25 protein-coding genes are annotated in these 25,761 nt (G+C 37.3%); 12 read left to right on the top strand and 13 right to left on the bottom strand.

Translation table 11 applies throughout. The annotated features are described in order from the left end of the window. Positions 1 to 10: 10 nt before the first annotated feature. A complete protein-coding gene (locus tag BW964_RS15615) occupies positions 11 to 391 on the top strand; it encodes a GreA/GreB family elongation factor (protein ID WP_076508988.1) in 381 nt (126 codons plus the stop codon). 182 nt (positions 392 to 573) lie between these two features. After that, positions 574 to 1,548, top strand: a complete 975-nt coding sequence (locus tag BW964_RS15610; protein ID WP_073334290.1) for a deoxyhypusine synthase family protein — start codon at positions 574 to 576, stop codon at positions 1,546 to 1,548. Between the two features lie 256 nt (positions 1,549 to 1,804). Here BW964_RS15610 and BW964_RS22580 read toward each other — a convergent pair whose 3' ends face one another. Continuing rightward, complete coding sequence (locus BW964_RS22580; protein ID WP_165789172.1) at positions 1,805 to 1,951, bottom strand: hypothetical protein; 147 nt, start codon at positions 1,949 to 1,951, stop codon at positions 1,805 to 1,807. A gap of 115 nt (positions 1,952 to 2,066) precedes the next feature. Between BW964_RS22580 and BW964_RS15605 the strand changes: the two genes are divergently transcribed. After that, complete coding sequence (locus BW964_RS15605; protein ID WP_076508540.1) at positions 2,067 to 2,363, top strand: MGMT family protein; 297 nt, start codon at positions 2,067 to 2,069, stop codon at positions 2,361 to 2,363. Positions 2,364 to 2,899: 536 nt separating this feature from the next. Here BW964_RS15605 and BW964_RS15590 read toward each other — a convergent pair. From BW964_RS15590 to BW964_RS15565, 6 genes are all read right to left on the bottom strand, one after another. Then, positions 2,900 to 3,280 (bottom strand): helix-turn-helix domain-containing protein, encoded by a 381-nt coding sequence (locus tag BW964_RS15590; RefSeq protein ID WP_076508987.1) that lies wholly within the window; start codon positions 3,278 to 3,280, stop codon positions 2,900 to 2,902. Between the two features lie 501 nt (positions 3,281 to 3,781). Continuing rightward, positions 3,782 to 5,674, bottom strand: coding sequence for a molecular chaperone HtpG (gene htpG / locus BW964_RS15585; protein ID WP_076508534.1), 1,893 nt, complete (start codon positions 5,672 to 5,674; stop codon positions 3,782 to 3,784). 106 nt (positions 5,675 to 5,780) lie between these two features. Beyond that, positions 5,781 to 6,506 (bottom strand): phosphodiester glycosidase family protein, encoded by a 726-nt coding sequence (locus BW964_RS15580; protein ID WP_076508532.1) that lies wholly within the window; start codon positions 6,504 to 6,506, stop codon positions 5,781 to 5,783. 75 nt (positions 6,507 to 6,581) lie between these two features. After that, positions 6,582 to 7,589: a recombinase RecA gene (gene recA / locus BW964_RS15575; protein WP_034749257.1), complete on the bottom strand. Its 1,008-nt coding sequence runs from the start codon at positions 7,587 to 7,589 to the stop codon at positions 6,582 to 6,584. Positions 7,590 to 7,768: 179 nt separating this feature from the next. Then, the gene (locus tag BW964_RS15570) at positions 7,769 to 8,980 is read right to left on the bottom strand and encodes an oxygenase MpaB family protein (RefSeq protein ID WP_076508985.1); all 1,212 of its coding nucleotides are present in this window, start codon (positions 8,978 to 8,980) and stop codon (positions 7,769 to 7,771) included. Positions 8,981 to 9,077: 97 nt separating this feature from the next. Beyond that, a complete protein-coding gene (locus BW964_RS15565) occupies positions 9,078 to 9,839 on the bottom strand; it encodes a LuxR C-terminal-related transcriptional regulator (protein ID WP_076508531.1) in 762 nt (253 codons plus the stop codon). A gap of 434 nt (positions 9,840 to 10,273) precedes the next feature. On the opposite strand from BW964_RS15565, the gene BW964_RS15560 reads away from it, so the two are divergent. Beyond that, a complete protein-coding gene (locus BW964_RS15560) occupies positions 10,274 to 11,563 on the top strand; it encodes a hypothetical protein (protein WP_076508529.1) in 1,290 nt (429 codons plus the stop codon). A gap of 86 nt (positions 11,564 to 11,649) precedes the next feature. Here the strand turns inward: BW964_RS15560 and gap are convergent, their stop codons facing one another. From gap to BW964_RS15540, 4 genes are all read right to left on the bottom strand, one after another. Further along, entirely contained in the window at positions 11,650 to 12,654 is a 1,005-nt protein-coding gene (gene gap, locus BW964_RS15555) for a type I glyceraldehyde-3-phosphate dehydrogenase (protein WP_073334309.1), read from the bottom strand. A gap of 30 nt (positions 12,655 to 12,684) precedes the next feature. Continuing rightward, positions 12,685 to 13,671, bottom strand: coding sequence for a 6-phosphofructokinase (gene pfkA / locus BW964_RS15550; protein ID WP_076508527.1), 987 nt, complete (start codon positions 13,669 to 13,671; stop codon positions 12,685 to 12,687). An 83-nt stretch (positions 13,672 to 13,754) separates the two neighbouring features. After that, positions 13,755 to 14,627 carry a DUF4846 domain-containing protein gene (locus BW964_RS15545; protein ID WP_076508525.1) on the bottom strand — a complete coding sequence of 291 codons (873 nt, stop codon included), beginning with the start codon at positions 14,625 to 14,627 and terminating at the stop codon, positions 13,755 to 13,757. A gap of 58 nt (positions 14,628 to 14,685) precedes the next feature. Continuing rightward, positions 14,686 to 15,027, bottom strand: coding sequence for a winged helix-turn-helix transcriptional regulator (locus tag BW964_RS15540; protein WP_076508523.1), 342 nt, complete (start codon positions 15,025 to 15,027; stop codon positions 14,686 to 14,688). 96 nt (positions 15,028 to 15,123) lie between these two features. Between BW964_RS15540 and BW964_RS15535 the strand changes: the two genes are divergently transcribed. Further along, positions 15,124 to 15,762, top strand: coding sequence for a peroxiredoxin-like family protein (locus BW964_RS15535; protein WP_076508983.1), 639 nt, complete (start codon positions 15,124 to 15,126; stop codon positions 15,760 to 15,762). Then, positions 15,759 to 16,559, top strand: a complete 801-nt coding sequence (locus tag BW964_RS15530; protein WP_076508522.1) for a DNA alkylation repair protein — start codon at positions 15,759 to 15,761, stop codon at positions 16,557 to 16,559. Before BW964_RS15535 ends, BW964_RS15530 begins: the two co-directional genes overlap by 4 nt. A gap of 698 nt (positions 16,560 to 17,257) precedes the next feature. On the opposite strand, the gene BW964_RS15525 is transcribed toward BW964_RS15530, so the two are convergent. Further along, on the bottom strand, positions 17,258 to 18,016 hold the full coding sequence (locus tag BW964_RS15525) for a TIGR03915 family putative DNA repair protein (protein ID WP_076508520.1): 759 nt from the start codon (positions 18,014 to 18,016) through the stop codon (positions 17,258 to 17,260). 104 nt (positions 18,017 to 18,120) lie between these two features. Here BW964_RS15525 and bla point away from each other — a divergent pair, with 104 nt between their 5' ends. Continuing rightward, complete coding sequence (gene bla, locus BW964_RS15520) at positions 18,121 to 19,008, top strand: class A beta-lactamase, subclass A2 (RefSeq protein ID WP_076508519.1); 888 nt, start codon at positions 18,121 to 18,123, stop codon at positions 19,006 to 19,008. A gap of 35 nt (positions 19,009 to 19,043) precedes the next feature. On the opposite strand, the gene BW964_RS15515 is transcribed toward bla, so the two are convergent. Then, positions 19,044 to 20,303, bottom strand: a complete 1,260-nt coding sequence (locus BW964_RS15515; protein WP_076508517.1) for a putative DNA modification/repair radical SAM protein — start codon at positions 20,301 to 20,303, stop codon at positions 19,044 to 19,046. A 143-nt stretch (positions 20,304 to 20,446) separates the two neighbouring features. Between BW964_RS15515 and BW964_RS15510 the strand changes: the two genes are divergently transcribed. From BW964_RS15510 to sucC, 5 genes are all read left to right on the top strand, one after another. Next, positions 20,447 to 21,775 (top strand): hydroxymethylglutaryl-CoA reductase, degradative, encoded by a 1,329-nt coding sequence (locus tag BW964_RS15510; protein WP_076508516.1) that lies wholly within the window; start codon positions 20,447 to 20,449, stop codon positions 21,773 to 21,775. 166 nt (positions 21,776 to 21,941) lie between these two features. Continuing rightward, positions 21,942 to 23,021, top strand: coding sequence for a hypothetical protein (locus BW964_RS15505; protein WP_076508514.1), 1,080 nt, complete (start codon positions 21,942 to 21,944; stop codon positions 23,019 to 23,021). A gap of 1 nt (position 23,022) precedes the next feature. Further along, complete coding sequence (locus BW964_RS15500) at positions 23,023 to 23,409, top strand: DUF423 domain-containing protein (protein ID WP_076508513.1); 387 nt, start codon at positions 23,023 to 23,025, stop codon at positions 23,407 to 23,409. A 69-nt stretch (positions 23,410 to 23,478) separates the two neighbouring features. Then, positions 23,479 to 24,162: a hypothetical protein gene (locus BW964_RS15495; protein ID WP_123911934.1), complete on the top strand. Its 684-nt coding sequence runs from the start codon at positions 23,479 to 23,481 to the stop codon at positions 24,160 to 24,162. A 206-nt stretch (positions 24,163 to 24,368) separates the two neighbouring features. Next, positions 24,369 to 25,559, top strand: coding sequence for an ADP-forming succinate--CoA ligase subunit beta (gene sucC / locus BW964_RS15490; RefSeq protein ID WP_076508509.1), 1,191 nt, complete (start codon positions 24,369 to 24,371; stop codon positions 25,557 to 25,559). Positions 25,560 to 25,761: the final 202 nt, after the last annotated feature.

The raw sequence follows: 25,761 nt of genomic DNA, 5'->3' as shown, positions 1-25,761 counted from the left end.
AGAATTAAAAATGTCCAACCATATTACTGTAACCACCGGAATTTATGATGCGATAAAAGATACACTCAGAAGAAAAAAGGTAAGCATGCCGGAAGAGAAAAGGCTTATTGAAGAACTAAGGAAAGCCAAACAGGTTTTGAGAAGAGATCTTCCAGATGACGTAGTCACTGTTGACAGAAAGGTAACGATCAAAGACCATACCCGGAATTTCGAGCACGAATATGTTTTCGTTGCCTCCGTAAAAGCTAAACCCGCAAAAAACAAATATTCCATCTTGTCAGATATTGCTTTGGCAACTGTCGGGTACAGAGTGGGAGATATCATCGACTGGCCTTTCCGGGATGGTGAAAGGAAGATCGAGATCTTAAAAGTAGAATCTTGTCACGGGTAGTTCCCGTTTAATCTATATTTGTTAGATGAAAGTACGGCCCTGAGGCCGTACTTTTTTTTATACATCAGGAACAAGGAAGCTATTTTTTATCATTTGTTAAAAAAGGATGTTCACGGAAGAGTTTCTTGAAGGACCCATGTCGCATTCCGTTTTTAAGTTTTATCTTTGCAAAAATTAAAAAAATGAGCAAACCGATTTCTGAATTTATAGAGAAATATTATCTGCACTTCAATGCGGCTGCATTGGTAGATGCATCTAAAGGGTATGTTGCACATCTTAAAGATGGCGGAAAAATGATGATCACTTTGGCAGGTGCGATGTCTACTGCTGAATTAGGGAAAATTCTTGCAGAAATGATCCGTCAGGGAAAAGTTGATTTTATCTCTTGTACAGGCGCTAACCTTGAAGAAGATCTAATGAATCTTGTGGCACACTCTCACTACGAAAGAGTTCCTCATTACAGAGATTTAACGGCACAGGATGAGTGGGCTTTATTGGAAAGAGGACTGAACAGAGTTACCGATACCTGTATTCCTGAAGAAGAAGCTTTCAGAAGACTTCAGAAGCATATCGTGGAGATCTGGAAAGATGCTGAAGCTAAAGGTGAGCGCTATTTCCCGCATGAATTCATGTACAAAATGATCCTTTCAGGAGTTCTTGAGCAGTACTACGAAATTCCAAGAGAAAACTCATGGATGATCGCTGCGGCAGAGAAAAACCTTCCAATCGTGGTTCCGGGATGGGAAGATTCTACGATGGGTAACATTTTCGCTTCTTACTGTATCAAAGGTGAGCTTACCGCAACTACTATGAAATCAGGAATTGAATATATGATGTACCTGGCAGACTGGTATACTCATAATTCAGCTGGAAAAGGAGTTGGTTTCTTCCAGATCGGAGGAGGTATCGCAGGAGATTTCCCAATCTGTGTAGTGCCAATGTTGTATCAGGATATGGAAATGCATGACGTTCCTTTCTGGTCTTATTTCTGTCAGATCTCAGATTCTACAACATCTTACGGTTCGTACTCAGGAGCGGTTCCCAATGAAAAAATCACATGGGGTAAACTGGATATCACTACACCGAAATTTATCGTTGAAAGTGATGCAACCATCTGTGCACCACTGATGTTCTCTTACATCTTAGAAAATTCTTAAGAATCACTTCTTATCAAAATACAAACGCTTCAATTCACTTTGAAGCGTTTTTTTATTGTTGTCCTCGTCATTGCGAGCGAAGCGAAGCAATCTCATTAATACACCATACATTATACATTATACATTATACAAAAAAATGGCGTGCCCCTCACTACCGCAATCCCAATCCTCGGGTCGGGCTCTTTCGGGCTCCACTTCGTTCCGGTACGCGGTACCGCTCGCTTCGCTCGCGCCCTCCATATCCCTCACGCGAGGTTCAGTCCAGAGAATTGACCAGCACAAAATAACGGTAGGCTAGAATTCCCTTCTCCATTTTACTGAGACTGTTCGGATCCTTGTTGCTCAACTTGGGGAGCATCTTTTTATTCACTGCATTCAGCAGTTGGAAAAATGATTTTTTCATACCTTTATATTTAAAATCAAACCTCATTGAACTATTAACCATTCAAAAATGATGCAAAAACGGTTAAAATTCACTGAGCCCCTTATTTTCACCGCTAAACAACCCCTGATTGACTATGGACGAAATTTTCAAACAACAGATTTACGAGATTACCCGACTGATTCCCAAAGGAAGAGTTTCCTCTTACGGAGCTATCGCAAAAGCGGTAGGATATCCCAACCATTCCCGTCACGTAGGAAAAGCGATGGGAGGATGTCCCGAAGATGTTCCGGCACATCGTGTGATATCAAGTTCCGGAGTATTGTCTGTTCCTGAATTTCAAAAAAGACTCGAAGCAGAAGGTATTACCGTCGAAAATTTAAGAATCAAAGATTTTAAAAAACTCTTTTGGAATCCGCTTGATGAGATTTAGAATTGAAGATTTTAGCGTTAAGATCAGGATATTTTGGTTCATCAATAAAACGAAAACCAATGAAACCCATTTCTCATCCCTATTCCTTTTTATCGCTTTATTTTCAAAAGTCCAGATGCATTCATGAAAGAAAAGATAAAACAGGGCCTTCCGATCAGGGAAAGTTGGTTTTTGACAATACTATACTTCAGGCACTAAAGTCTTTATCCAGTCAAAAGGAGATCACCTGGAAGGATTGGTCAATAGTAAGGACAAATTTTGAAAGCCATTGATCCATTATAATAAAAAAGAGGTTCCAGCGGCAAAGCCGCTGGAACTCCCTAAGAAAAAACGGTCATTCCTTACTGCACCGATAGATGTTAGATTTCCCATCACATTCCCCTTCTTTGAAGGGGTGGATTTTTGCCTGCAAAAAGACGGGGTAGTTAAAAATAGACATAGCCAATGACCATCATAAAAAAATGTCCTGAATACTCAACAGTATTCAGGACATTTAATGAAATATATTCGTTATTTTAAAACGGTAACCTTATTTTCTATCTTCTTCCTTTCGGAGTTTTCAGTTCTTCTTTTAATCTTGCATTTTCCTCTTTCAGTAAAGCAATATAGCCCTGAAGATTCTCAATAATCGATCCTGGGATGTTATTAAACTGCTGATTGATATTTCCTCCTGAAGCAGCTCCATTAAATATGGGATGATCATTGTTAATAACGACCTTGGATTCCTCTTCCTCATAAATTTCCTCTACAGAAACATCCAAAAAACGGGCAATTTTGTCCCATTCATCTTTAACGATTCTTACATCACCGCTTTCCTTTCTGCTGTAGTTGGATACATCAGTCGCGATAATATCAGCGATCTGCTGCTGAGTATAGCCTTTTTGTTTTCTGACGACGCGTAATTTTTCTTTTTGCATATCCGACATTTTATACAAAAATGGAAAAAAAGGATAATGTGCACAATAGAAAATGGAAAAAATGTAGAGTAGGAGGTTGAGATTTAAGGAAAAGTGAAGAAAAAGTTTAGAATATCAAAGGTATTGCATCAATGTCTTTATTATTTACGCTTTTGTTTTTATATTTTACACGCAAAGGCGTAAGGTTTTTAAAATGTATCATTTTTTAAAACGCAAGAAAATCAAAGATTTTCAGCAAGAGGAAAGTGAGCGTTTAGTTTTTTGATTTATATGATTTGCAAAGAATCTGGATTGATTATAAAATTATTTCATTTCTCGTAATATTATCGGTGTACAATTTTATCGGAGATAAAATCTTTGCGCCTTAAAACAGTATGATATAAAAAAAAATTTTGCGTCTTTTCGTTTCCCTAACTTCGCATTCGGTTTGATTCAAATTTAAAGCATAAAAAAAGACTGCTCCCAATATGAGAACAGTCTTATTATTTTTTAGAGTATTGATTATTTCTCCAGTTGTTTATAGCTTCTCTGAATAAAATCTGTCAGGTCTTTTCCTTTAAGCAGATTCTGTGAAAGCTTCGCAAGATCCAGAGCATACTTGATTAAAGTTTCCTTTTCTTCAGGACTTTCAGTCTTTAAGATCTGGTTTGAAAGTTCACTGTTTGAATTCACTACCAGATTATACATTTCCGGGAAGCCACCCATTCCAAACATACCACCGCCGCCGGTAGCTTGCATCTCCTTCATTCTTCTCATGAATTCAGGCTGCGTGATCGTAAACGGAGCGTCATTGCTGTCAAGATCTTCAAGCTGTACAGTGAATTTGGCATCTTTTACAGCCTCTTCCACGTTCTTCTTTAAAGATTCTTTTTCAGTTTCAGTTAATTTAGAAATGACAGGCTCATCTTTTTTGATCAGGTTATTAATATGATCTGCATCCACTCTTGCAAATGAGATTTTCTCCTTTGATGTTTCCAGTTTCTGGATCACGTGAGAAATGACAGGCGAGTCTAATAACAGAACGTCATACCCTTTATCGTTAGCCGCCTGAATATAGCTGTGCTGTTCATCTGCATTGGTTGCATAAAGAATAACAGTGTTACCATCCTTATCCGTGTGCGAAGGCTGAATCTTTTCGATCAGCTCATTCCATAGGAAGTATTTTCCATCTGTAGTAGGATATAACGTGAATTTATCTGCCTTTTCAGCAAATTTCTCTTCGGTGATAATTCCGTATTCAATAACGATTTTGATGTCATTCCATTTTTTCTCATAATCTTCACGGTTTTCGTTGATCAGAGAAGACATTTTGTCGGCCACTTTTTTAGTGATGTAAGAAGATATTTTCTTTACAGCACCGTCCGCCTGAAGATAAGAACGGGAAACGTTCAACGGGATATCCGGAGAATCAATGACTCCTCTCAGAAGCATAAGGAAATCGGGAACGATTCCTTTTACTTCATCCGTTACGAATACCTGATTTTGGTACAGCTGGATTTTATCCTTATCAATATTTAAATTGTTGCTCAGTTTCGGGAAGAATAAAACGCCCGTAAGATTGAACGGATAGTCAACATTCAGGTGAATATTAAACAATGGCTCTTCAAACTGCATTGGATAAAGCTCGTGGTAGAACTTCATATAATCCTCACTCGTCAGTTCGCTTGGGGCGATCGTCCATGCTGGTGTTGGGTTATTGATGATATTATCCACTTCTTCCGTTTCTGCAACAGCGTCTTCCGGAGCATCTTCCGGTAATGGAAGCGTATGAGTTTTGGTCCCGAATTTAATCGGAACTGGCATGAATTTATTGTATTTTGAAAGCAGTTCACGAATTTTTGCTTCTTCTAAAAATTCGGTTGAATCTTCTGCAATATGAAGAACAATCTCCGTTCCTCTGTCTGTTTTGTCAGTGGTTTCCTCAAGAGTGAATTCCGGACTTCCGTCACAGATCCATCGTACAGCTGGTTCATCTTTGTAAGATTTCGTGATGATTTCCACTTTTTCAGCCACCATAAATGCAGAATAGAATCCAAGACCAAAATGACCGATAATTCCGGAGTCTTTTGCAGAATCCTTATATTTCTCAAGGAATTCTTCAGCGCCCGAAAAAGCAACCTGGTTGATGTATTTTTCAACCTCTTCAGCCGTCATCCCGATTCCCTGATCGATGATGCGAAGTGTTTTTTGTTCTTTGTCGATTTTTACTTCAAGCTTCGGATTTCCGTATTCCACTTTAGCTTCTCCGATACTTGTTAAATGCTTTAATTTTAAAGTAGCATCCGTGGCATTTGAGATAAGTTCTCTCAGGAATATTTCGTGATCACTGTAAAGAAATTTTTTGATGAGAGGGAAAATGTTTTCCACAGATACATTAATATTTCCTTTAGTCATAATATTTTAGATTTTTTAATTTCCTTATTATGCTCAAAAAAAATACCGATTTGAACAAACTGACAGATTGGCATTTTTTTTCTGTGGGCTGCAATCCTGAAACTGGTTACTTTTCTGTGGTAACACCAATCATGACTCCGAAATCTCCATCTTCCTGAACCCAGTTTGCTTCCGGGAAATAAGCTCTTGAGACAAAACCGTCAAGATATAATGCATTTTTGCACCCCAAGCTCTTAAAGAAGGAAGCAAAGTGGTAAAAGTTTATTTTTTTCTTAGACATCACAAAAACCGGATGCCCATTTTTCAAGATTCCGACACCGTTTCTGATATTTAAATTACCAGAGTTTCTTTGAAAAATGGGATTTATTTTTCCATTGATGATCAACATAGGACCGGATTGCGTCGCAAATTGTATATCGGAATCTGTTTTGAAATTTTCAGTGGGAATAATGGCTGATTCGTTAGATTTTGTTTTATAAAAAATGCCATTGGGTTGTAAGTAGAAATTTCCTTCACCCTTCAATGTATCAATGGGATGTAAAGTTTTAAAATTTTCTATGTATAATCCTTTAGGAATATTGTTTTCAATGAACATGCCGCCATTCATAGCGAATTTTAAATTCTGATTTTTAATGTTAATGTAATTTTTTAAATTCTCAATATTTCTTAAAGGCTGGTTTTGATTATTTTTCCAAAAAAATTCTATTGTCTCGTTTTTTGTATCGACGGGATAGACGACGAAATCAGGGTTGATCTCTCTGTCTTTTTTACAGGATAAGAAAAATATAAATACCGAAATACCGGCTATTTTGGATAGATTATTCAGCTTCATTTGAGTTTTTATTTAAAATTACACAAAAAAAAAGACAGCCCGAAGACTGTCTTAAAGGTATAGATTGAAAAAAAATTATTTCACTTTATTTTTCAATTCTTCTTTGATTTTATTTTCTAATTCCTCAGCTAGCTCAGGGTTGTCTTTCAACACATCCTTTACAGCGTCACGACCTTGTCCCAATTTAGTTTCTTCATAGCTGAACCAAGAACCGCTTTTCTTTACAATTCCCTGTTCTACAGCCTGATCAAGAATTTCTCCTGTTTTTGAAACTCCTTCACCGTACATAATGTCGAATTCAGCTTGTTTGAAAGGTGGCGCTACTTTGTTTTTTACAATTTTCACTTTCACACGGCTTCCTACTGCTTCATCTCCGTTTTTAATAGGTGCACTCGCTTTTCTGATATCTACTCTTACAGAAGCGTAGAATTTCAATGCGTTACCCCCTGTAGTTGTTTCAGGGTTTCCGAACATTACCCCGATTTTTTCTCTCAACTGGTTGATGAAAATGACGGTACATTTTGTTCTGGAAATGGTAGCAGTCAGCTTTCTCAATGCCTGAGACATCAATCTTGCATGAAGACCCATTTTAGAGTCTCCCATTTCTCCTTCAATTTCTGCTTTTGGAGTTAATGCTGCAACGGAGTCAATAACCACAATGTCGATTGCTCCTGAACGGATCAGGTTATCGGCAATTTCCAGAGCCTGTTCCCCGTTGTCCGGCTGAGAAATAATTAAGTTTTCAAGATCGATTCCTAATTTTCCTGCATAGCCTCTGTCAAAAGCGTGCTCTGCATCAATAAATGCTGCAATTCCACCTGCTTTTTGAGCTTCTGCAATAGCGTGAAGTGTTAAAGTTGTTTTACCGGAAGATTCAGGTCCGTAGATCTCAATGATTCTTCCTCTGGGATATCCGCCTACTCCAAGAGCGATGTCTAATCCCAAAGATCCGGAAGGAATCACTTCAATGGTCGTATCAATTGTACTGTCACCCAAAGTCATTACCGTTCCTTTTCCGTATGTTTTATCTAGCTTGTCAAGCACTAATGCAAGTGCTTTTTTCTTATCGTCTATGTTGCTCATCTGTTGTTAAAATAATTGCTCAAAATTACGGAATTTTACCGTCAAAAACTAATAATATTTACTGTGAAAAACTGTTTTTATCGTTAAATAATAATAATGTTTTGAGGCTGATGTTATTCATTACGAATGGAATGTGAAGTTTTATGATTCAAAACATAAAAAATATTTTTTTCCCTTGACTATACTGGCTGCCCAGTATTGTTCTGTCGAAAATTTGAATTTTTAGTCACTCGGAGATAGTCTTCCAGTACTTTCATCTGGTCTTTGTCGCCTTTTTTTATTCTTGCATCCCGGCTTACTATGGTATCATAGATTTTGTTGAATATGATCTTTGTTTTGGGAAACAGTTTTCTGTTCAAAACCTCCGGGATCTGAAGTCTTTTGCATACCTCATCATCCAGCAGAAACCAGGTACAGCAGATGTGCAGATATCTGAGATTGGTCCTCTGGAACTTAAATTTTAAAATTGGATTTTCCAGAGATTCATTTAGTAAAGAATGCGCTAGCAAAATAGAATCTTTATCGGAAGGAGGCTGAACAGAAGTCCATAAATGAAAAAATTCTGTTGCCTGCTTTTTGCTGTCGGGAAGAAGTTGTTCAGGAATTCCCAATAAGTATCCTACATATTTCCAAAGATGAAAAATTCCTTTTTCCTCTTCTTCTGAAAAGGTATTTCCCAATTTTTGAAGACTGTGAAGAAAAACAAGACTGAAACCAATATACGTAGCCATCATATCCCATGAATTGATAGGCTCACCCCAGTTTTCCGTATCCCATTCCTTATCATATTTCTTGATCGAAAGTCTGGCGTACGAATGGATCAGGCGGGTCTTAATAGCAAATTCATAACCTTTTGCGTGAATTTGGAGCGCATCATACCGCGTTGCATTGACCCAAAAGTCCAGCGTTTCTGAAAGACGTTTTACCGCACCTTTTTTCAGAGCCTCAGTAGCGGTGAGGGGTTTATTAAGATAGGCATAATCATAACCGCCGATCAGACAGTAATCCCTTAATGAGATCAGCGAGTCAACATTACTTCTCATGCAGAGCTCTGCGCCGCTTTTCAGCAAGCTGTAGTCAAGCCAATCCGGAATCTGCTGGGTCTGGCTGAAAAGTTTTTTTACGCTATCAGGAACGGCATCTGTTTCAGATACTCCGTTTCGGATATAATTTTCAATTTCTCGTGAGGCTTCATGAAATTTTTTAGTAAAATAAACCTCTTTTACCACTTCATCTCCCACCTCATCTACATGATAAAAATAGCGTGAAAACTTTTCAAAGTCCTTAAAATTCACCTCAGCTCCCGAAAAGTCGATCAGTTGTTTCCCGTTTCCTTTTTCCCAGAAATGTTTGAAATGAGGAGAATCTTTAAAACGCGGCTGTAGTATCATGTTTTCCATTATTATAAAAATACAAGTTTTACACCGAAATGGACTGGTGAGATTTATCAGCCTTTCATTAGGTATCCTGACGAAAAATAGCAAATCATTAGATAAGTCCTCTTTCAAAGGCTTTCTTGACAAGCTCTTTGCAGTTTCTGGAATCTGTTTTTCGTAAAATGTTTTTTCTGTGGGTACGCACTGTATGTTCAGAGAGGATAAGGGCCTGGGCAATTTCAGGTCCTGAATATCCTTTTGTGATAAGGGCCAGAATTTCCATTTCTCTTTTCGTTAAATGTTCAGGGAAACTCTCAGGTTTCGAAAACGAGTCCAGTTTTACCTGATGAAAGTCATTTCTGGGACCTATCCCTGAAATCAGGACGGTGTAAGGATTTTCTTTTGTGATATGATGGATGTTTATCGCCTGAATAGGAATTCCGGTTTCATCTTCCATAGTGATCACAGACTGGTGATGGAAGAGTTCATAGTTTCCTTCCGCTGTTTTCATTCTGAAACAATAGCTGCATTTGATGTAAAGCTGATGTTCGAAACCTATTTCTGTCATTTTGTCGATCAGAGTCTGTTCAGCTTTCATCACAAATTCTATATCATCAGGGTGGGTGAGGTCTATAACTTCTTTTAAATTTTCAGGATAACTGTCGAGCCCGTGAAGTCTGAGGATATTTTCATGATGATGGGAAAGCGTACTATTGGTAAGATTGAGGGCATAATAATAAAACTCGCCGATGGCAAACATTTCACTGATAATGCGCTCAATAGGTGGTTTATCCTGGATAATTCTATCTCTTCTTACGCCTGGGTATGTATTCCAGACTTCAATAAGAGGGTGTTTTTTTTCTGAATTCTCCATGAATTAATTGGTTTATGCTAAAATAATTAAAATACTTGCAAAATACCACAAAAGGGGGATTTTTTTACGATGATAAAATTTTAAACTTTGTAATAACTAATAACCAGGAAAACTCAATTTACTTTATCCCGTTTTGTTTACTGATTGAATTTATTCTATAATTCATTTTTAATCAAGAAAAAAATAATTAAACAAAGCATAAGCGGACCGCCTGAACGGCTATTGAATAAGAAGCTTTAATGAATGTTATAAAACAGTTTACTCTTTTCTTTTTAGTTGTTTGAAAATGATAAACTTATAGCCTCTCGTTGCTGGGGGGCTTTTCTTTTGGCTTAAGTCTTATCTTCCCATTCCTTATGGTATCTTTAAAATCACCCGAACGGGTAATTTACTTGTATTCATGGATTTTTAAACTTTGTATAAAACTAATAGCCATGAAAACATATGTATTACTATTGTTCCTGCTTTGGCTGGGAATGTTCAAATCTCAGGGAAAGCCAGAAGAGGATGTTAAAGGTTTACTTAAGACTTTAGTAGATAAGGATTTAGATTTTATCAAAGAGAGGTCGGGAAAATATACTCCTATTGTATCTGCGTACACTTATAACCAAATGGTGAAGAAAGATTTTTCTATGCTTGTTACAGGATCTACAGAAAATAATCAGGTGGGAAAGTATGCAGCGCTTTCCATTGATAAAAATGAGCAGAGTTTTTCCTTGAGTCCCATTATTTATATACCTGAAAAAAAAGACGAAGAAAAATTTAGACATGTTTTTTCAATAAATACCAGTGGAAAACTTAATAATAACGGCTTTTTTGATTTTTCAAATAGAAAATTGTTAAGAGTAGGGGGAAGCTGGACCGCACTTTTATCTTCAAGATATTCTTATGGTGAATTATCTCGTGAAACCCGGGATAAAAATAAAGAAATTTATGGGTTAGTACGGGAAGATTTAATAAAAAAAATGGATTCTCAAGACAAGTTGGAAAAAATTAAATCTGATCAATCGGACTATAAACAAGTGTACCATCAGGAGGTTGAAAAATATGAAAATTTAGTGTACAAAAATATTTGGACTACAAAATTTTTAGCATGGACGAAGCTTGATGTCGGTTACTCCGAAGATAAACTTAAAATAATAGATAGCATTAATGTCCAGAATTCAGTGATGGACCCTATGAATAAAAGCATTAGCGGGGCTTATTTTTCCCTATCCGGAAATATTTATTATGGCTCGAGAAAAGGTTTTGGATTATATCTGAATGCACAATTATCATATTCAAAAAAGACTTCTCTTTCTGAAATATTCTCAACGGTAGAATGGAACAGGATCCGGTATGGAAGTGGAACCAATAATACCGTTTATTATGATATAGAAGAGCATAGTGTGTATATTACCAATTTTAATACGCTTAAGCAAAAATATAAACGAGATATTTCTGTACAAGTTCTCTGCTTTATACCACTTGGGCAATCCAACTTGATAGGTTTGGATGTAGGTTATCAGAATAAAGAGTTTATCACACCTGGTACAACTACTTTTACGAGTAATAAGAATATTTTCAGTGTTGGAATTATGTTTCCGCTGCGAGATAAAGATGGAAAGACCACCATCAATATTGAGCCTTTCTGGCGTAATACTTCTTTCAGTAATTACGATGAAGGAAAAGAGGAAAGTTTTTGGGGTGTGAAATTCGGGGTTCCTCTAAATCAGCTTTTCTAAAATAGATTATAGTTTATTCTACGATACTAAGAACAAAAAACCTTCCCATCGGGAAGGTTTTATATTACTTATTTGCTCATTACTGATTATAAAGAAGCAGAATGAATCAGCATATCTACCAATTTGTTTGAGTAACCCATTTCGTTGTCATACCAAGAAACAAGTTTTACAAAGTTTGGAGAAAGCATGATACCAGCGTCTTTGTCGAAGATAGAAGTTCTCTTATCTCCTACGAAGTCCTGAGAAACCACTGCATCTTCAGTGTATCCTAAGATTCCTTTTAATTCACCTTCAGAAGCAGCCTTAATAGCAGCACAGATCTCATCGTAAGAAGTAGCTTTTTCTAATCTTACCGTAAGGTCAACTACAGAAACGTCAACAGTGGGTACTCTGAAAGACATACCTGTTAATTTTCCGTTTAATGAAGGGATTACTTTTCCTACCGCTTTAGCAGCACCTGTAGAAGAAGGGATAATGTTGTTAAGAGCAGCTCTACCACCTCTCCAGTCTTTAGCAGACGGTCCGTCAACAGTTTTTTGAGTAGCTGTTGTAGCGTGTACCGTAGTCATAAGACCTTCTACGATTCCGAAGTTATCGTGGATTACTTTAGCTAAAGGCGCTAAACAGTTTGTTGTACAAGAAGCGTTGGATAAGATTTTGATATCGTCAGTAAGCTCCAGGTGGTTGACACCCATGACGAACATCGGAGTGTCGTCTTTAGATGGAGCAGAAAGGATTACTTTTTTAGCTCCGGCGTTGATGTGAGCCTGAGCAGAGTCTTTAGATAAGAAAAGACCTGTAGATTCTACGATATACTCAGCACCTACTTCATTCCACTTTAAGTTGTTAGGATCTTTCTCAGCAGTTACTCTGATTTTTTTTCCATTTACGACAAGATCGTTACCTTCTACAGAAACTTCTCCCGGGAAAATACCGTGTACAGAATCATATTTTAACATGTAAGCCATGTATTCTGCGTTGATTAGGTCATTGATTCCTACTACTTCAATGTTATCTCTTTCAGTCATTGCTCTGAAAACAAGACGTCCAATTCTACCAAAACCGTTGATACCTACTTTGATTGTTGACATAATAGTTTGTTTTAGATTTATAAAAAATAATTAGATTGCTAAAATTTCCGAAATCAGTAAAAGATCTTTATTGATTTCATTATGTTTTTTAATGGCATCTTCGATAGGCGTGTATACCATATCATTGGAACGCATTCCGGCCATTACATTTGTTTTTCCTTCCATTAATCCCACTACGGCACCGTAGCCCAGTCTGCTGGCCAAAACCCGGTCTGCACAGCTCGGAGAACCTCCTCTCTGAATATGTCCCAGGATCGTTACCCGGATGTCATAATCAGGAAATTCTTCCTTCGTCTGATTTGCAAGATCGTAGATGCTTCCCAGTTTTTCACCTTCAGCAACGACCACGATACTGGATGCTTTTCCTGTTTTTTCAGCTTTTCTGAAGTTTGCGAAAAGATCCTGCATGCTGTCTTTTTTCTCAGGAATAAGAATGTCCAGTGCACCAGTGGCCAGTCCGCTGTTTAAAGCAATAAAACCGGCATCACGCCCCATCACCTCAACAAAGAAAACCCTGTTGTGGGAAGTAGCCGTATCACGAACCTTATCAATAGCTTCCATCGCTGTATTCAAAGCAGTATCGTAGCCAATGGTATTATCCGTTCCGAAAATATCATTGTCAATAGTTCCCGGTACACCGATGACCCTGATCCCGAATTCTTCGTAGAAGACCTTGGCTCCGGTAAAAGTTCCGTCACCTCCAATACATACCAATGCATCGACACCGTATTTCACACAGTTGTCATAAGCTTTCTGACGTCCTTCCGGAGTTCTGAATTCTACGGATCTGGCAGATTTCAGAATGGTTCCGCCCTGGTTGATTATATTTTTTACGGAACGGGGACCCATTTTCAGGAAATCATCATTGATGAGCCCGTTATAGCCTTCCCTTACTCCGTAGCATTCGATATTATAATAATTGGCGGTTCTTACCACCGCTCTTAATGCTGCATTCATACCTGGAGAGTCACCTCCTGAAGTAAGAACTGCAATTTTTTTTACAGCACTCTCTTTCATCTAGTAAAAAATTTCGAACACAAATTTACAAAAACAAGTTCAGATAATGGCAGTAAGTTGAGAAGAGTTTTGAATATATATAATTAAAAGCTTCTAAAATTTGTAGGTTTAAAAAAATACCTCGCTGTTTTGGTTTCAGAAGAATTTACATCAAGACGGTACCATGACGAAATATTTTTATCAAAAGGATTGGATAGCATATGAATAGATTGCGCCGGAGTGAATCCCTGGCTTAATAAAAATAACTTTTCACCTTCCTTATTCTGACAGACTCCGGAAATGAAAACAATATGTCCCGGACTTCCCGGAGTGATCAGGATATCACCGGTTTTGAGATCTGAAGTTGCTGCGACCGGTTTTGTTTCCTTATTCAATGAAATAGTTCCGGCATAATTGAAAATCAGATCAAGGTATTTTCTGAAATTGGGGTACGAATCATCAAAATCTGCTGTTTTTCTAAAACTCACCGAATTTCCATTCACGAAAGCCCGGATACCATTTTTATAATCATTCCAGGAAACCAGATCACCACTGGTAAAATGAAATCTGATCTCGTCAAATTTTTTAGCTTTATACAAATACTCAGCTCTCAGACGGATGGCTGCATCAGCACACTGTTGCAGATCTTTATTTCCGGTATCGATATCAAAAACAGCTTCATGAACGTCCTGCGTGGCAATGGGAGTTCCGTCATATTTTAAAATGGGAGTTCCGTAAGGTTTCAGCTTGAAATTTTCAATGAAATATCCGAAAGAGCCAGGTTGACTCTCAGCCCATGTATATCCTTCGGGAGCCGAGAATCTTTCCCTGATGGTATTTTTATCTTTATTGATTTGAACGGAACCCTCCGACACCTGAGTTCCGGGGATTTCGATTGTGCTTCCTGATATCTTTTTATCTTTGCTGCAGCTTGAAATAATGATGGTCAGTATCAGAATAAGAATATTTTTTTTCATGCAGGTTCTGTTTGATGACAAATATCCGGGATTTTGGTATATGAAGTGAAATATAACTTTAAACTTTCTCATTTTCAGGGATCAAAAGTTTTCCCCAATCATTCAGATGCCAGAGGATTTCTACCAGTTTTTCTCCAAGCTCTGTTAAGGTATATTCAACCCTTGGAGGTAATTCATTAAACGATTGTTTAACCAAAATACCGTCTTCCACCATCTCATTAAGCTGCTGGTTCAAAACTCTGCGGTCCACCTTAGCAATTCCCCGAAGAAATTCACTCGGCCTTTTTTTACCTTCATTGATCTGCCACACAATAGGAATTTTCCATTTTCCACTGATGGTATTGACGGCTACTTCCAACGGACAGATTTTATTTTCCTCAGCTTTCTCCTTTGTTTTCATAAAATTGACTTTTTTATCCCTATGGGTGAAAAATATGCGTTATTGCCTATTCTGATTCACTTTTACACCTTTGTAAAAATAATAAAATTTATAAAGATGAATACTCTGGCCCAACAGATTCACGAATTAAATCATACCTTATCTTCACAGCTTCCCAAGGAAGTTTTGCAGGCCTTTGAAAAATCTATTGAAGAATTAAAAACCAGTAATCTGGAAGAAAGTTGTCTTAAGGTAGGTGATATAATGCCTGAATTTTTTCTTCCCAATACTTTCGGACAAATACTATCGTCCCGGGAAATTCTTAAAAAAGAAAAAATAATCATGGCTTTTTACAGAGGAAACTGGTGTCCGTATTGCAATCTCGAGCTGAGGTCTCTTCAGGAAAAACTTTCAGAAATAAAAGGAAAAAATACTTTTTTGGCCGCTGTTTCTCCACAAACTTTACATCACTCTAAAACTACAGTTGAGAAAAATAACCTTGGTTTTGATGTTTTGACAGATGCCGGCAATACTTTTGCGAAAAAGTTAGGGATCGTCTTTCAGTTACCGGATTTTCTACTCCCTTATTACAGAAGTCTCGGCATTGATCTTACCGATTTTAATAATAATGAAGAAAATACACTGCCGGTTCCCGCTGTATTTGTAATTGATCAGGAGGGTTACATTATTTTCAGGTTTTTAGATGTAAATTACATGAACAGATTGGATATTGAAGAACTTATTAAAGTATTATGACAGAAAAGCGAAAAGGAGCCCGTTCCATCAAAGACATTCCAAATGAGATTCTTGAAAAGCTAAATCGGGGAGAGATTGAAAGTGTCAATCTTACAGAATGGCTGGCGGTAGATCAAAGACGGTTGCTGGAAAATTTGCTTCAGCAGAATCACCGTACAGAATATTTGAAACCTATTGTAGAAAATGTAGACCAGCTGAAAAAACAAACCGTTAATACCATTAATGAAACCATTGGAATTGGTTTACTTAGTCTGGCTTCTAAAAATAGTGATGATGAATTTCTTCTCAAACTTTCAGCCCATCCGGCAGATCTTGTACGTTGCTGGGCTTCCTATACCATTGGACGAAATAATAATTTGAAAATTAAAGAAAAATTAGACAGGATTAAGCCATTTGCTTCCGATTCTCATTTTGGAGTAAGGGAAATCTGCTGGATGGCAGTGCGTCCGGATATATCCAAAAATCTTGATGAAAGCTTATCTGTTTTATCAGATTGGACGCTGCATGACAATGAGAACATGAGACGTTTTGCCAGCGAATCTACAAGACCGAGAGGAGTTTGGTGCGAACATATCGATGCTTTAAAACAAAATCCCGGACTTGGACTGAAAATTCTCGAACCTTTACGGTCAGATTCTTCAAGATATGTGCAGGATAGTGTGGGAAACTGGTTGAATGATGCAAGCAAATCACAACCTGAGTTTGTCATAGAAACCTGCGAGGAATGGCTTAGGGAAAGCCCAGGAAAAGAGACACAGTATATCGTAAAAAAAGCTATGCGAACCCTTAAAAAGTAAGACTTATCCACAAAGAAAGAATGGTGATGTAAGTTTTTCATTACATATGTCACGGATTTTCAAATTTTTAAATGATTTTTTCAAACCTCTATTCTCGTTGATCATAGAATAATTTGCTCCATTTGACAGGAAAAATAAGATTGAAAAAGCCTCAATGTTAACGGAATGTTAACTTAAAAAAGTTATCCACAATATGAGTTTTTGATTAATGTGAATTATATATCTCATGAAATGAATGATTTAAGTAATACAAATCAAAAAGGGACTTTAAATCAGGTCTTTTTTCACCGAAATAAAAAGTTATCCACAATGTGGAATGATTGATTCAGATTTTAGAACTTATTTCCAGAGATCAGCTTTTTAATCCGAACTCAGCGATAAGAAAATTTAATTGATAAAGACTTGAAGCGGGAAGGACGAGGTTGAAAGTTATTATTGGGTTTTCATTTTTAAAAGATGTCATAAAATTTGATTTCAAATAGCTTTAAACGCTATGATCACAAAATATTTTTAATTAAACCTGAAAAAAATGTTCGCAAAGGTGTTCCACTCAGCAAAGACAGGTTGCTGTTTTTGCTGAGTGGAACACCTTTGCGATCAAAAAAATAAAAGAATCATTGCGTTATATTATATATGATCAGGATATTGACAAGCAATTTTATCCCGAACGCACGTTATTTAAAATTTCTTAGGATCTGTTACCATTTTTCAGTCAGATATTTCCAGTATCTTTTCGGAACATGCTGTACATGCAGTTTTAAATTCTTCCTTTCCGTTATATTGGTCTTCGTAAAATAACGCTGCCAAAGCGTTTGGTAATTCTGTTCCTCATCATGGAATTTCTGCTGGTACTGGTGAAGGTCTAGTTTTTCTTCCGGATAAAAAAACTCACAGTTTTCCAGGTCGTACAAAATTCCGTAATTCCGTCTCAGATCGTAGATCATCCATTTTTGATCCTGATAGCGGTCTTTAAAATGTTTCCGGATCAGAGGAAGAACATCAAAGTCCGGATCTATTTTGGCAAAGAAAACTCCGTCCTGCATTTTTTCAAACCTGACAAAAGCGGTCATTCTGTGCCTTTCACGATCTACAGATTTACAGATTTTTGATATTTTCAGCATGTCTTCATCAGCATAATTCTGAAGAATATTTTTATCCGAATGCTTGATAGATTGTTTGACAGCAGAAAGAATGAGATGCTCCCGTTCCTGATCTTCGGACAGGAAAGTTTTCAGGAGCTGATGAACGCCCGATCTTCCGATATTCTCTTCCAGTTTTTGGAATACCCTGTCCGCTTTATCACTTTGCGTGATCACTTCATGAATCTCTGCAAAGATATTTTCCTGATAAAAATTTTGTTTCCCTGCAATTTCTACATCTTGATAACGGTATTCAAAGACTTCAAATACTGCAGTTAAAAGCCCGTCGAAACTTCCGTCATAAAGTAATGTGGTCATGATGATCAGATAAAATTATTTTTTACTACAAAAATGGGTTGGTCTAAGTATTTATTTTGTTTCTTTGAAAGAGTAGTCAAACTTACAAAATAGAGACGGTAAAGATGATAAAAAATATTTTTTTAACGCTGATATGTTTAGTTAGTATTCAGCTGAAATCACAATCCCTTCAGCAATTAAAAAAAGACTTACAGCAAATAATTTCTACAAAAAATGCAACATTTGGAATTTCTGTCAAAGGAATTGAAGACCAAGATACTTTAAGCATTAATGGAAATAAGAGAATGCCGATGATGAGCGTTTTTAAATTTCATATTGCATTAACAGTTCTGGATCTCGTGGATAAAGGTAAGCTTCAGTTGAATCAGAAATTTTTCATTAAAAAAGAAGAACTTCTTGCCGATACATGGAGCCCGATGAGAGATGAATTTCCGGAAGGGAATATGAATCTGACCCTTGACCAACTGTTAAGATATACTGTTTCGCACAGTGATAATAATGGCTGCGATATATTGCTGGAGATTATCGGTGGAACTCAAACGGTTCAGAAATTCATCAATAAAAAAGGAATTAAAGATTTTACCATCCGATTCAACGAGCAGCAAATGTCCGGAGAAAACCTCTATACCAATACCACAACTCCTATCGCAACGACCGAACTTCTTGAAAAATTTTACAAAGGAAAAGTATTGAAGGAAAACACGACAAGATATCTGTACAAAATAATGGTGGAAACCTCAAGAGGGCTCACATGGATGAAAGCGGGTTTGCCTGAAGGTACCGAACTGGCACACCGTACGGGAATTTCCGGCACCGATGAAAAAAATCTCAGAGCAGCAATGAACGACGTAGGTATTGTAACGCTTCCCAACGGGAAACATTTCATCCTCTCAATATATCTGAAAAATATTACAGAAGATAGAGTAGTCACAGAAAAAACGATTGCTGACATTACTAAGACCGTATGGGAATATTATTTGAAAAAACCATAAACTAAACTTTTCCTGCCCGGTTTTTAAAATCAGCTTTAGAACAAAGTCAGCTGTTGCGAGAACTGATTGTGAAACTTGGAAGAACTTCCGCCGATCAAGAGTTTTCTTAAATTCTTATCGGTCAGATATCGTAAATACGCATTGCCTGCGTTAAAGTCAATGAAATATTTTGCCCGGTTGACCGCAGCGCCCAGCTTTTTCAAATGATCCATATTTAAAACCTGAAAACGACGGGCCTGAACAATTTTCTGTGCAGTTTTTACACCAATTCCCGGAATCCTCAAAATCATTTGATAATCGGCAGTCTGCAGATTAATAGGGAATTGGTGAAGATGTCTCAGAGCCCAGCTCAGTTTAGGATCTACCTCCAGATCTAAAAACGGCATATGAGGATCTAAAATTTCTTCCGCTTTAAATCCATAAAACCTCATCAGCCAGTCCGACTGATACAAACGGTTTTCACGAAGCATAGGAACTTCCGTAGTCAGAGAGGGGAGTCTTTTATCCTCCAAAACAGGAACATATCCCGAATAATACACCCTCTTCATGTTGAAGTTTTTATAAAAGTGATCCGCCACTTTGATGATCTGTAAATCGTTTTCATTGGTGGCTCCTACGATCATCTGTGTAGACTGTCCTGCAGGCGCAAACTTCGGGACTTTTCTGAAAATTTTCTTTTCATCTTTATACTGAATAATGCCTTTCTGGATATAGCGCATCGGATTGATCATATCCTGGCGGTTCTTTTCAGGAGCCAGTAATTTCAGACCGCTTTCTGTTGGGATTTCCAGATTCACGGAAAGCCTGTCTGCGTAAAGAGCGGCTTCCTGCATCAGCTCATCACTGGCCCCCGGAATAGATTTTAAATGAATATACCCGTTAAAATTTTCTTCAGTCCGTAATTTTTTGGCTACTCTTACAAGACGTTCCATTGTCGTATCTGCATTTTTGAAAATACCGGAACTTAGAAACAATCCTTCAATATAATTTCTGCGGTAAAAATTAATCGTCAGATCCACTACTTCTTCTACTGTAAAACCTGCTCTTTTAATATCATTGGAACTTCTTGAGACACAATAGGCGCAGTCGTAAATACAATGATTGGTTAACAGAATTTTCAACAGCGATACACATCGTCCGTCTTCCGTATAAGTATGACAAATCCCGCTTACGGAACTATCTCCCAAAGCGCCTTTTTTATTCTTTCTCGTCCCTCCGCTGGATGAGCAGGAAACATCGTATTTCGCAGCATCCGCAAGGATTTCAAGTTTTTCTTTCAGGCGTTCAAAATTCATATTTTTAACCGGATGTTATATTTTGTATCAATATTTTATTCAAAAATAGTTACAAAATTTATAATTATCACTCTTTTTCGATAGAAGTTATCAACAATGGTGACTTACAAAATTACTATCTTTACCCCTATTAAATTTATGCTATGGATCATAAACCGGTAGAAGGTTTTTCGAAACTTACCAAGCAAGGCAAAATAGATTGGCTTGTGAGCGAATACCTTGAAGGAAACGAAGAATATCAAAATATACTAAAACAATATTGGAATGAAAATGCTGATCTTCAGAAACTTCACGAAGAGTTTTCTGAAAATACGATCTCCAATTTCTATATGCCTTACGGAATTGCTCCGAATTTCCTGATCGACGGAAAGCTATTCGCCCTTCCAATGGCGGTAGAAGAAAGTTCAGTAGTCGCTGCCGCTTCCAAGGCGGCTAAATTCTGGATCGATAAAGGAGGTTTTAAAACAACCATTATCAACAATGAAAAACTGGGACACACCCACTTTATATTTAATGTAGAATCTCATAAGCTTCAGCATTTTTTCAATTTTAATCTGAAGAAAAAGTTGTATGAAGCTACGGAAGCGATCACAGCCAATATGAGAAATCGCGGCGGGGGAATTTTGGATATTAAATTAGTTGATAAAACTTCTGAAATGCCCAATTATTACCAGCTTAAAGCAAGTTTCGATACGGTAGATTCCATGGGTGCGAATTTTATCAATTCATGCCTCGAGCAGTTTGGAAAAACATTGAAACAAGAAGTAGCCACAAGCGAAGATTTTACACAGGAAGAAAAAAGCTCGCTTCAGGTGGTGATGAATATTCTTTCCAACTTCACGCCCGACTGTCTTGTGAGAGCTGAGGTTTCCTGTAAAATCGAAGATTTGAAGGACGATAGTGGTATTTCCAATGAAGAGTTTGCAAGAAAATTCAAACAGGCGGTGACCATCGCTGAAATAGAACCTTTCCGTGCCACAACGCACAATAAAGGAGTGATGAATGGAGTAGATGCTGTAGTCATTGCCACTGGTAACGATTTCAGAGCTACAGAAGCCTGCGCACATGCCTACGCTGCAAGAGACGGACAATATAGATCTTTAACTCACTGCACGATAGACAACGGAATTTTCAGATTCTGGATTGATCTTCCGATTTCTGTGGGAGTTGTAGGAGGACTTACGAATTTGCATCCTTTGGTGAAATTCTCTCTGGCCCTTCTTGGAAAGCCTTCTGCACAGGGATTGATGAGTATTCTGGCTGTTTCCGGTCTTGCCCAGAACTTTGGAGCGCTTCGTTCTTTAGTGACCACCGGTATCCAGAAAGGACATATGAAAATGCACTTGTTGAATATTTTAAACCAAATGGGAGCTACAGAAGCCGAGAAACAACATTTTGTAACATATTTTAAAGATAAAACAGTAAGTCATCATGAGGTTATTCATGAGTTTAACCGATTAAGAGCTCAATAATGCTGCAGATCATTTTACCTTTACTATTTATCACCTTCGGAATCTTTTTAAAGAAAACGACATCCCCGGGATTCAGAAGTTCTAAAAAATTTTCCACTCTCTTTATGATATTGGGGATCTCGACTCTGGTTGCGAAAATTATTTTAATCTATATAAAATCCAAATAGTGAAACGGAACCTATTCTTTTTCCTGTTGATATCAGGTTTAAGTTTTTCACAACAGAAAAATATAAAGATCAGTGATCTCCAGCCGAAATCTGAAAATGCAGTATTTCCAGTGGTTTCCTATGTGGGAAATCCCTTGGTGGAAGCTAAGATCAATACTTTTCTGCAGGTCAATGAACTGGAATATGTTCCGAATTCAGGTTCTGATCCTTTTAAGAAGGCTTCTACGGCTACGAATTCCTATGGCAATTATCTCTATTTCTACAGCTGGGAGAAATTGGAAACCCCTAAAAATATTGTAAGCATCGGGATGGACGGGGAGGCTTCGGGAGCGTATCCTGAAGGGTTTTCAAAGTGGATTAATTTTGATGTAAGAACCGGAAACTTTATCAACTGTCAGGATTTATTTCAACCCAATTCGGTGAAAGCAGTTGAAAATATCATCAACCAAAAAGTCAAAAAGAGAGTTAATGAATTTCTTTCAGAATTAAAATCTGATAAAAATCCTACTGAAGAAGTGCAGGATCAGATCGCGATGTATGAAGACTGCTTTATGGAGCATACTTTAGAATACATCGGATATTATTTTGGCAAAGATAAGCTGACTTTTGTGGCCGGAAGGTGTTCCAATCATGCGATGCGGGCACTGGATGATCTGGGAAGCCACACCATAGAAATTCCTTATAAAGATCTTGAGAAATACTGGAGTACCTATGCGAAAAATCTTTTATCTGGATCTGAAAAAACTGATAAAACGCGCTTCCAGTATAAATTGCTGAAAGGAAAAATTGACCATAAATACCCCATTACGGTTTTTATCAAACATCTTTACACCGATAATAATGAGAATTCTTTTTCAGCCATGTATTGGTATGATAAAAATAAAAAACTGATAGAATGGGAAGGGAAGATCAGCGAGGATCATATTTCCATTACGGAAAATGATTATTACGATGAAAAATTAGAAAAATGGGTTCCAAGGGCTTTTATAGAAGCGGATAAAAAAGGAAACAAGATCATCGGAACCTGGCAGGATCACAAAACAAAAAAATATTTAAATCTAGAATTAGAAGAATTATAAAATGAAAACAATTACTTTAATTTTCGGTGCTGCCTATGGGATGCTGTCTGTTATTCTGGGAGCCTTCGGAGCACACGCTTTAAAAAAGATACTGTCTGTGGAAAGACTTGAAAGTTTTGAAACGGGAGTGAGATACCAGATGTATGCTGCCTTCTTTCTATTGATTGTTGGATACATTCTGAAATTTGATACTTCAGCACAAAAATGGATCTCCATTTTAATGATTGCGGGAACAATGCTGTTTTCTTTCAGTATTTATTTCCTTAGCTTACAGGATTATCTGGGGGCCAACCTGAAATTTTTAGGACCTATTACTCCACTTGGAGGTCTTTTTATGATTATAAGCTGGGCCATGCTGATAGGGTATTTTGCTAAAACAAAAATATAATCAGCGGAATTCTGGTTACCAACATCAGTTTCGAATATTGATACCACTTGCTCACCTTAAAATCAACAAATGAATAGCCGCTTTACCTTATTTTTGATGACCCTCGTTATCTTTTCTCTTAGTGTTCAGACAACACAAGCACAGGAGAAGAAGAAATGGCAGAACCGGAATATTTTAACGGAAGTGAAAACTATTCAAAAACGTTTTTCTGATAGCATCAGTCATTATGATTACAAAAAAAATGCTGATCTGTACAGTAAGAAATATAAAGGTTTTTACATTGAAAAAATAAGGAATCTGGAAAGCCTGTACCAAAGTATACTCGATCAAGAGACCATCATCGGGAAGGTAGATAAAAGTATTTTATTTAAAACAACAAATGGAATACAGGTAGAAAACACAGTAGTGCCGGGAGAAATAGTCTCTCCGAATGGAGTCAAAAGTAAATCTGTGGATATCACCGAGGTAGAGAATTATCAGCAGCTTGAAGATTTAAAAAAACGGTTGACTGTTGATTTTCCGGTTTACTTAATAGAAGATGAGGAAGGAACCTATCGGTGCCAACTGAATTTTATCATTGATGTGGATGGGAAGTTCAAAAAAGTACAATACAGCGGATCGTCCGGTACGGAATTTAAGATCATCAGTGCCTTATTCCTGTATGCCATCGGAGGTTTGGAAAAGCCTTTGTATTATGATAAAAAGCCCATTATACAGCTTTTTTCCCAGCCGATTGTATTAAGGTTTCAATAAAAAAAGATTACCCTATTTTCAGGCTGGTGAAATTCCATTTATTGAAAGGCAGTCTGAAAATTACCCGACGAATAAAGCAAAATTGATATATATGTTAAAAATCAAGTTTCCGGTCCCTTAATTTTTAGGCCAATAAACTTGAACTTCCATGTCTTTTTAGTAAATTTGTCAACCTTTAAATTTTAAAATAAAATAATAAAAATAATATGAATCTTCACGAGTATCAATCAAAAGAGATTTTATCAAAGTACGGAGTTGCTATCCAACGTGGTTTCGTAGCGAACAATGTAGAAGAAGCTGTAGCAGCTGCTGAAAAATTGACTGCTGAAACCGGAGCTCAGGCTTGGGTGGTAAAAGCACAAATTCACGCAGGGGGTCGTGGTAAAGGTGGTGGTGTAAAGTTCTCTCCAAACATGGATAAACTTAAAGAAAACGCTCAAAACATCATCGGAATGCAGTTGGTCACTCCACAAACTTCTGCTGAAGGTAAAAAGGTACACTCTGTTTTGGTTGCAGAAGATGTTTATTATCCGGGAGAAACTGAAACTAAAGAATTTTATGTTTCTATTCTTTTAGATAGAGCTGAAGGTAAAAATACAATCGTATATTCTACTGAAGGAGGTATGGACATTGAGCACGTTGCAGAAGTAACGCCTCATTTGATCCACAAAGAAATCATTGATCCTGCTTTAGGTCTTCAAGGTTTCCAGGCTAGAAAAATTGCTTTCAACCTAGGTCTTGAAGGAAATGCTTTCAAAGAATTCACAAAATTCATTGCCTCTCTTTACAATGCTTACACGGGAATTGATGCTTCTCTTTTCGAAATCAACCCTGTGTTGAAAACTTCTGATAACAAAATTATCGCTGTAGATGCTAAAGTAACTTTAGATGGTAACGCATTGTTCCGTCACAAAGACTTAGCTGAACTTAGAGATACAAGAGAAGAAGATCCAATGGATGTGGAAGCTGGTGAAGCTGGTCTTAACTTCGTAAAGCTAGATGGTAACGTTGCTTGTATGGTAAACGGAGCTGGTCTTGCAATGGCAACAATGGATATCATCAAATTATCTGGTGGTAGCCCTGCTAACTTCCTTGACGTAGGAGGTACTGCAGATGCTCAGAGAGTACAGACTGCTTTCGGAATCATCTTGAGAGATCCTAACGTAAAAGCAATCCTGATCAATATCTTCGGAGGTATCGTAAGATGTGACAGAGTAGCTCAGGGTGTTGTAGACGCTTACAGAGCGATGGGTAGCCTTCCGGTTCCATTGATCGTGAGACTACAGGGAACTAACGCTGTTGAAGCTAAAAAATTAATTGATGAGTCAGGTCTTCCTGTACATTCTGCCATTACTTTAGAAGAAGCTGCAAACAAAGTAAAAGAAGTTTTAGCATAAGCTGAACTTTTAAATAAATTGAGAAACCGTTCCATTTTTTGGAGCGGTTTTTTTTATTTTTAACCACAAAAGGCACAAAAGTTTTTTTACACTTAAGTTTATTTCAAGTTTAAATTCAGGCAGCAAAAGAGAGCGCCTAAGTTTGATAAAAAATCATAGATCTTTTGGAAAGTAAATTTAAAACATTAAGACTTATTAAGAT

The sequence above is a fragment of the Chryseobacterium shigense genome (assembly GCF_900156575.1).
Lineage (GTDB): Bacteria > Bacteroidota > Bacteroidia > Flavobacteriales > Weeksellaceae > Chryseobacterium > Chryseobacterium shigense.
The sequence above is the reverse complement of the archived record's forward strand: the minus strand, read 5'-3'. Positions and strand labels throughout refer to the sequence as shown.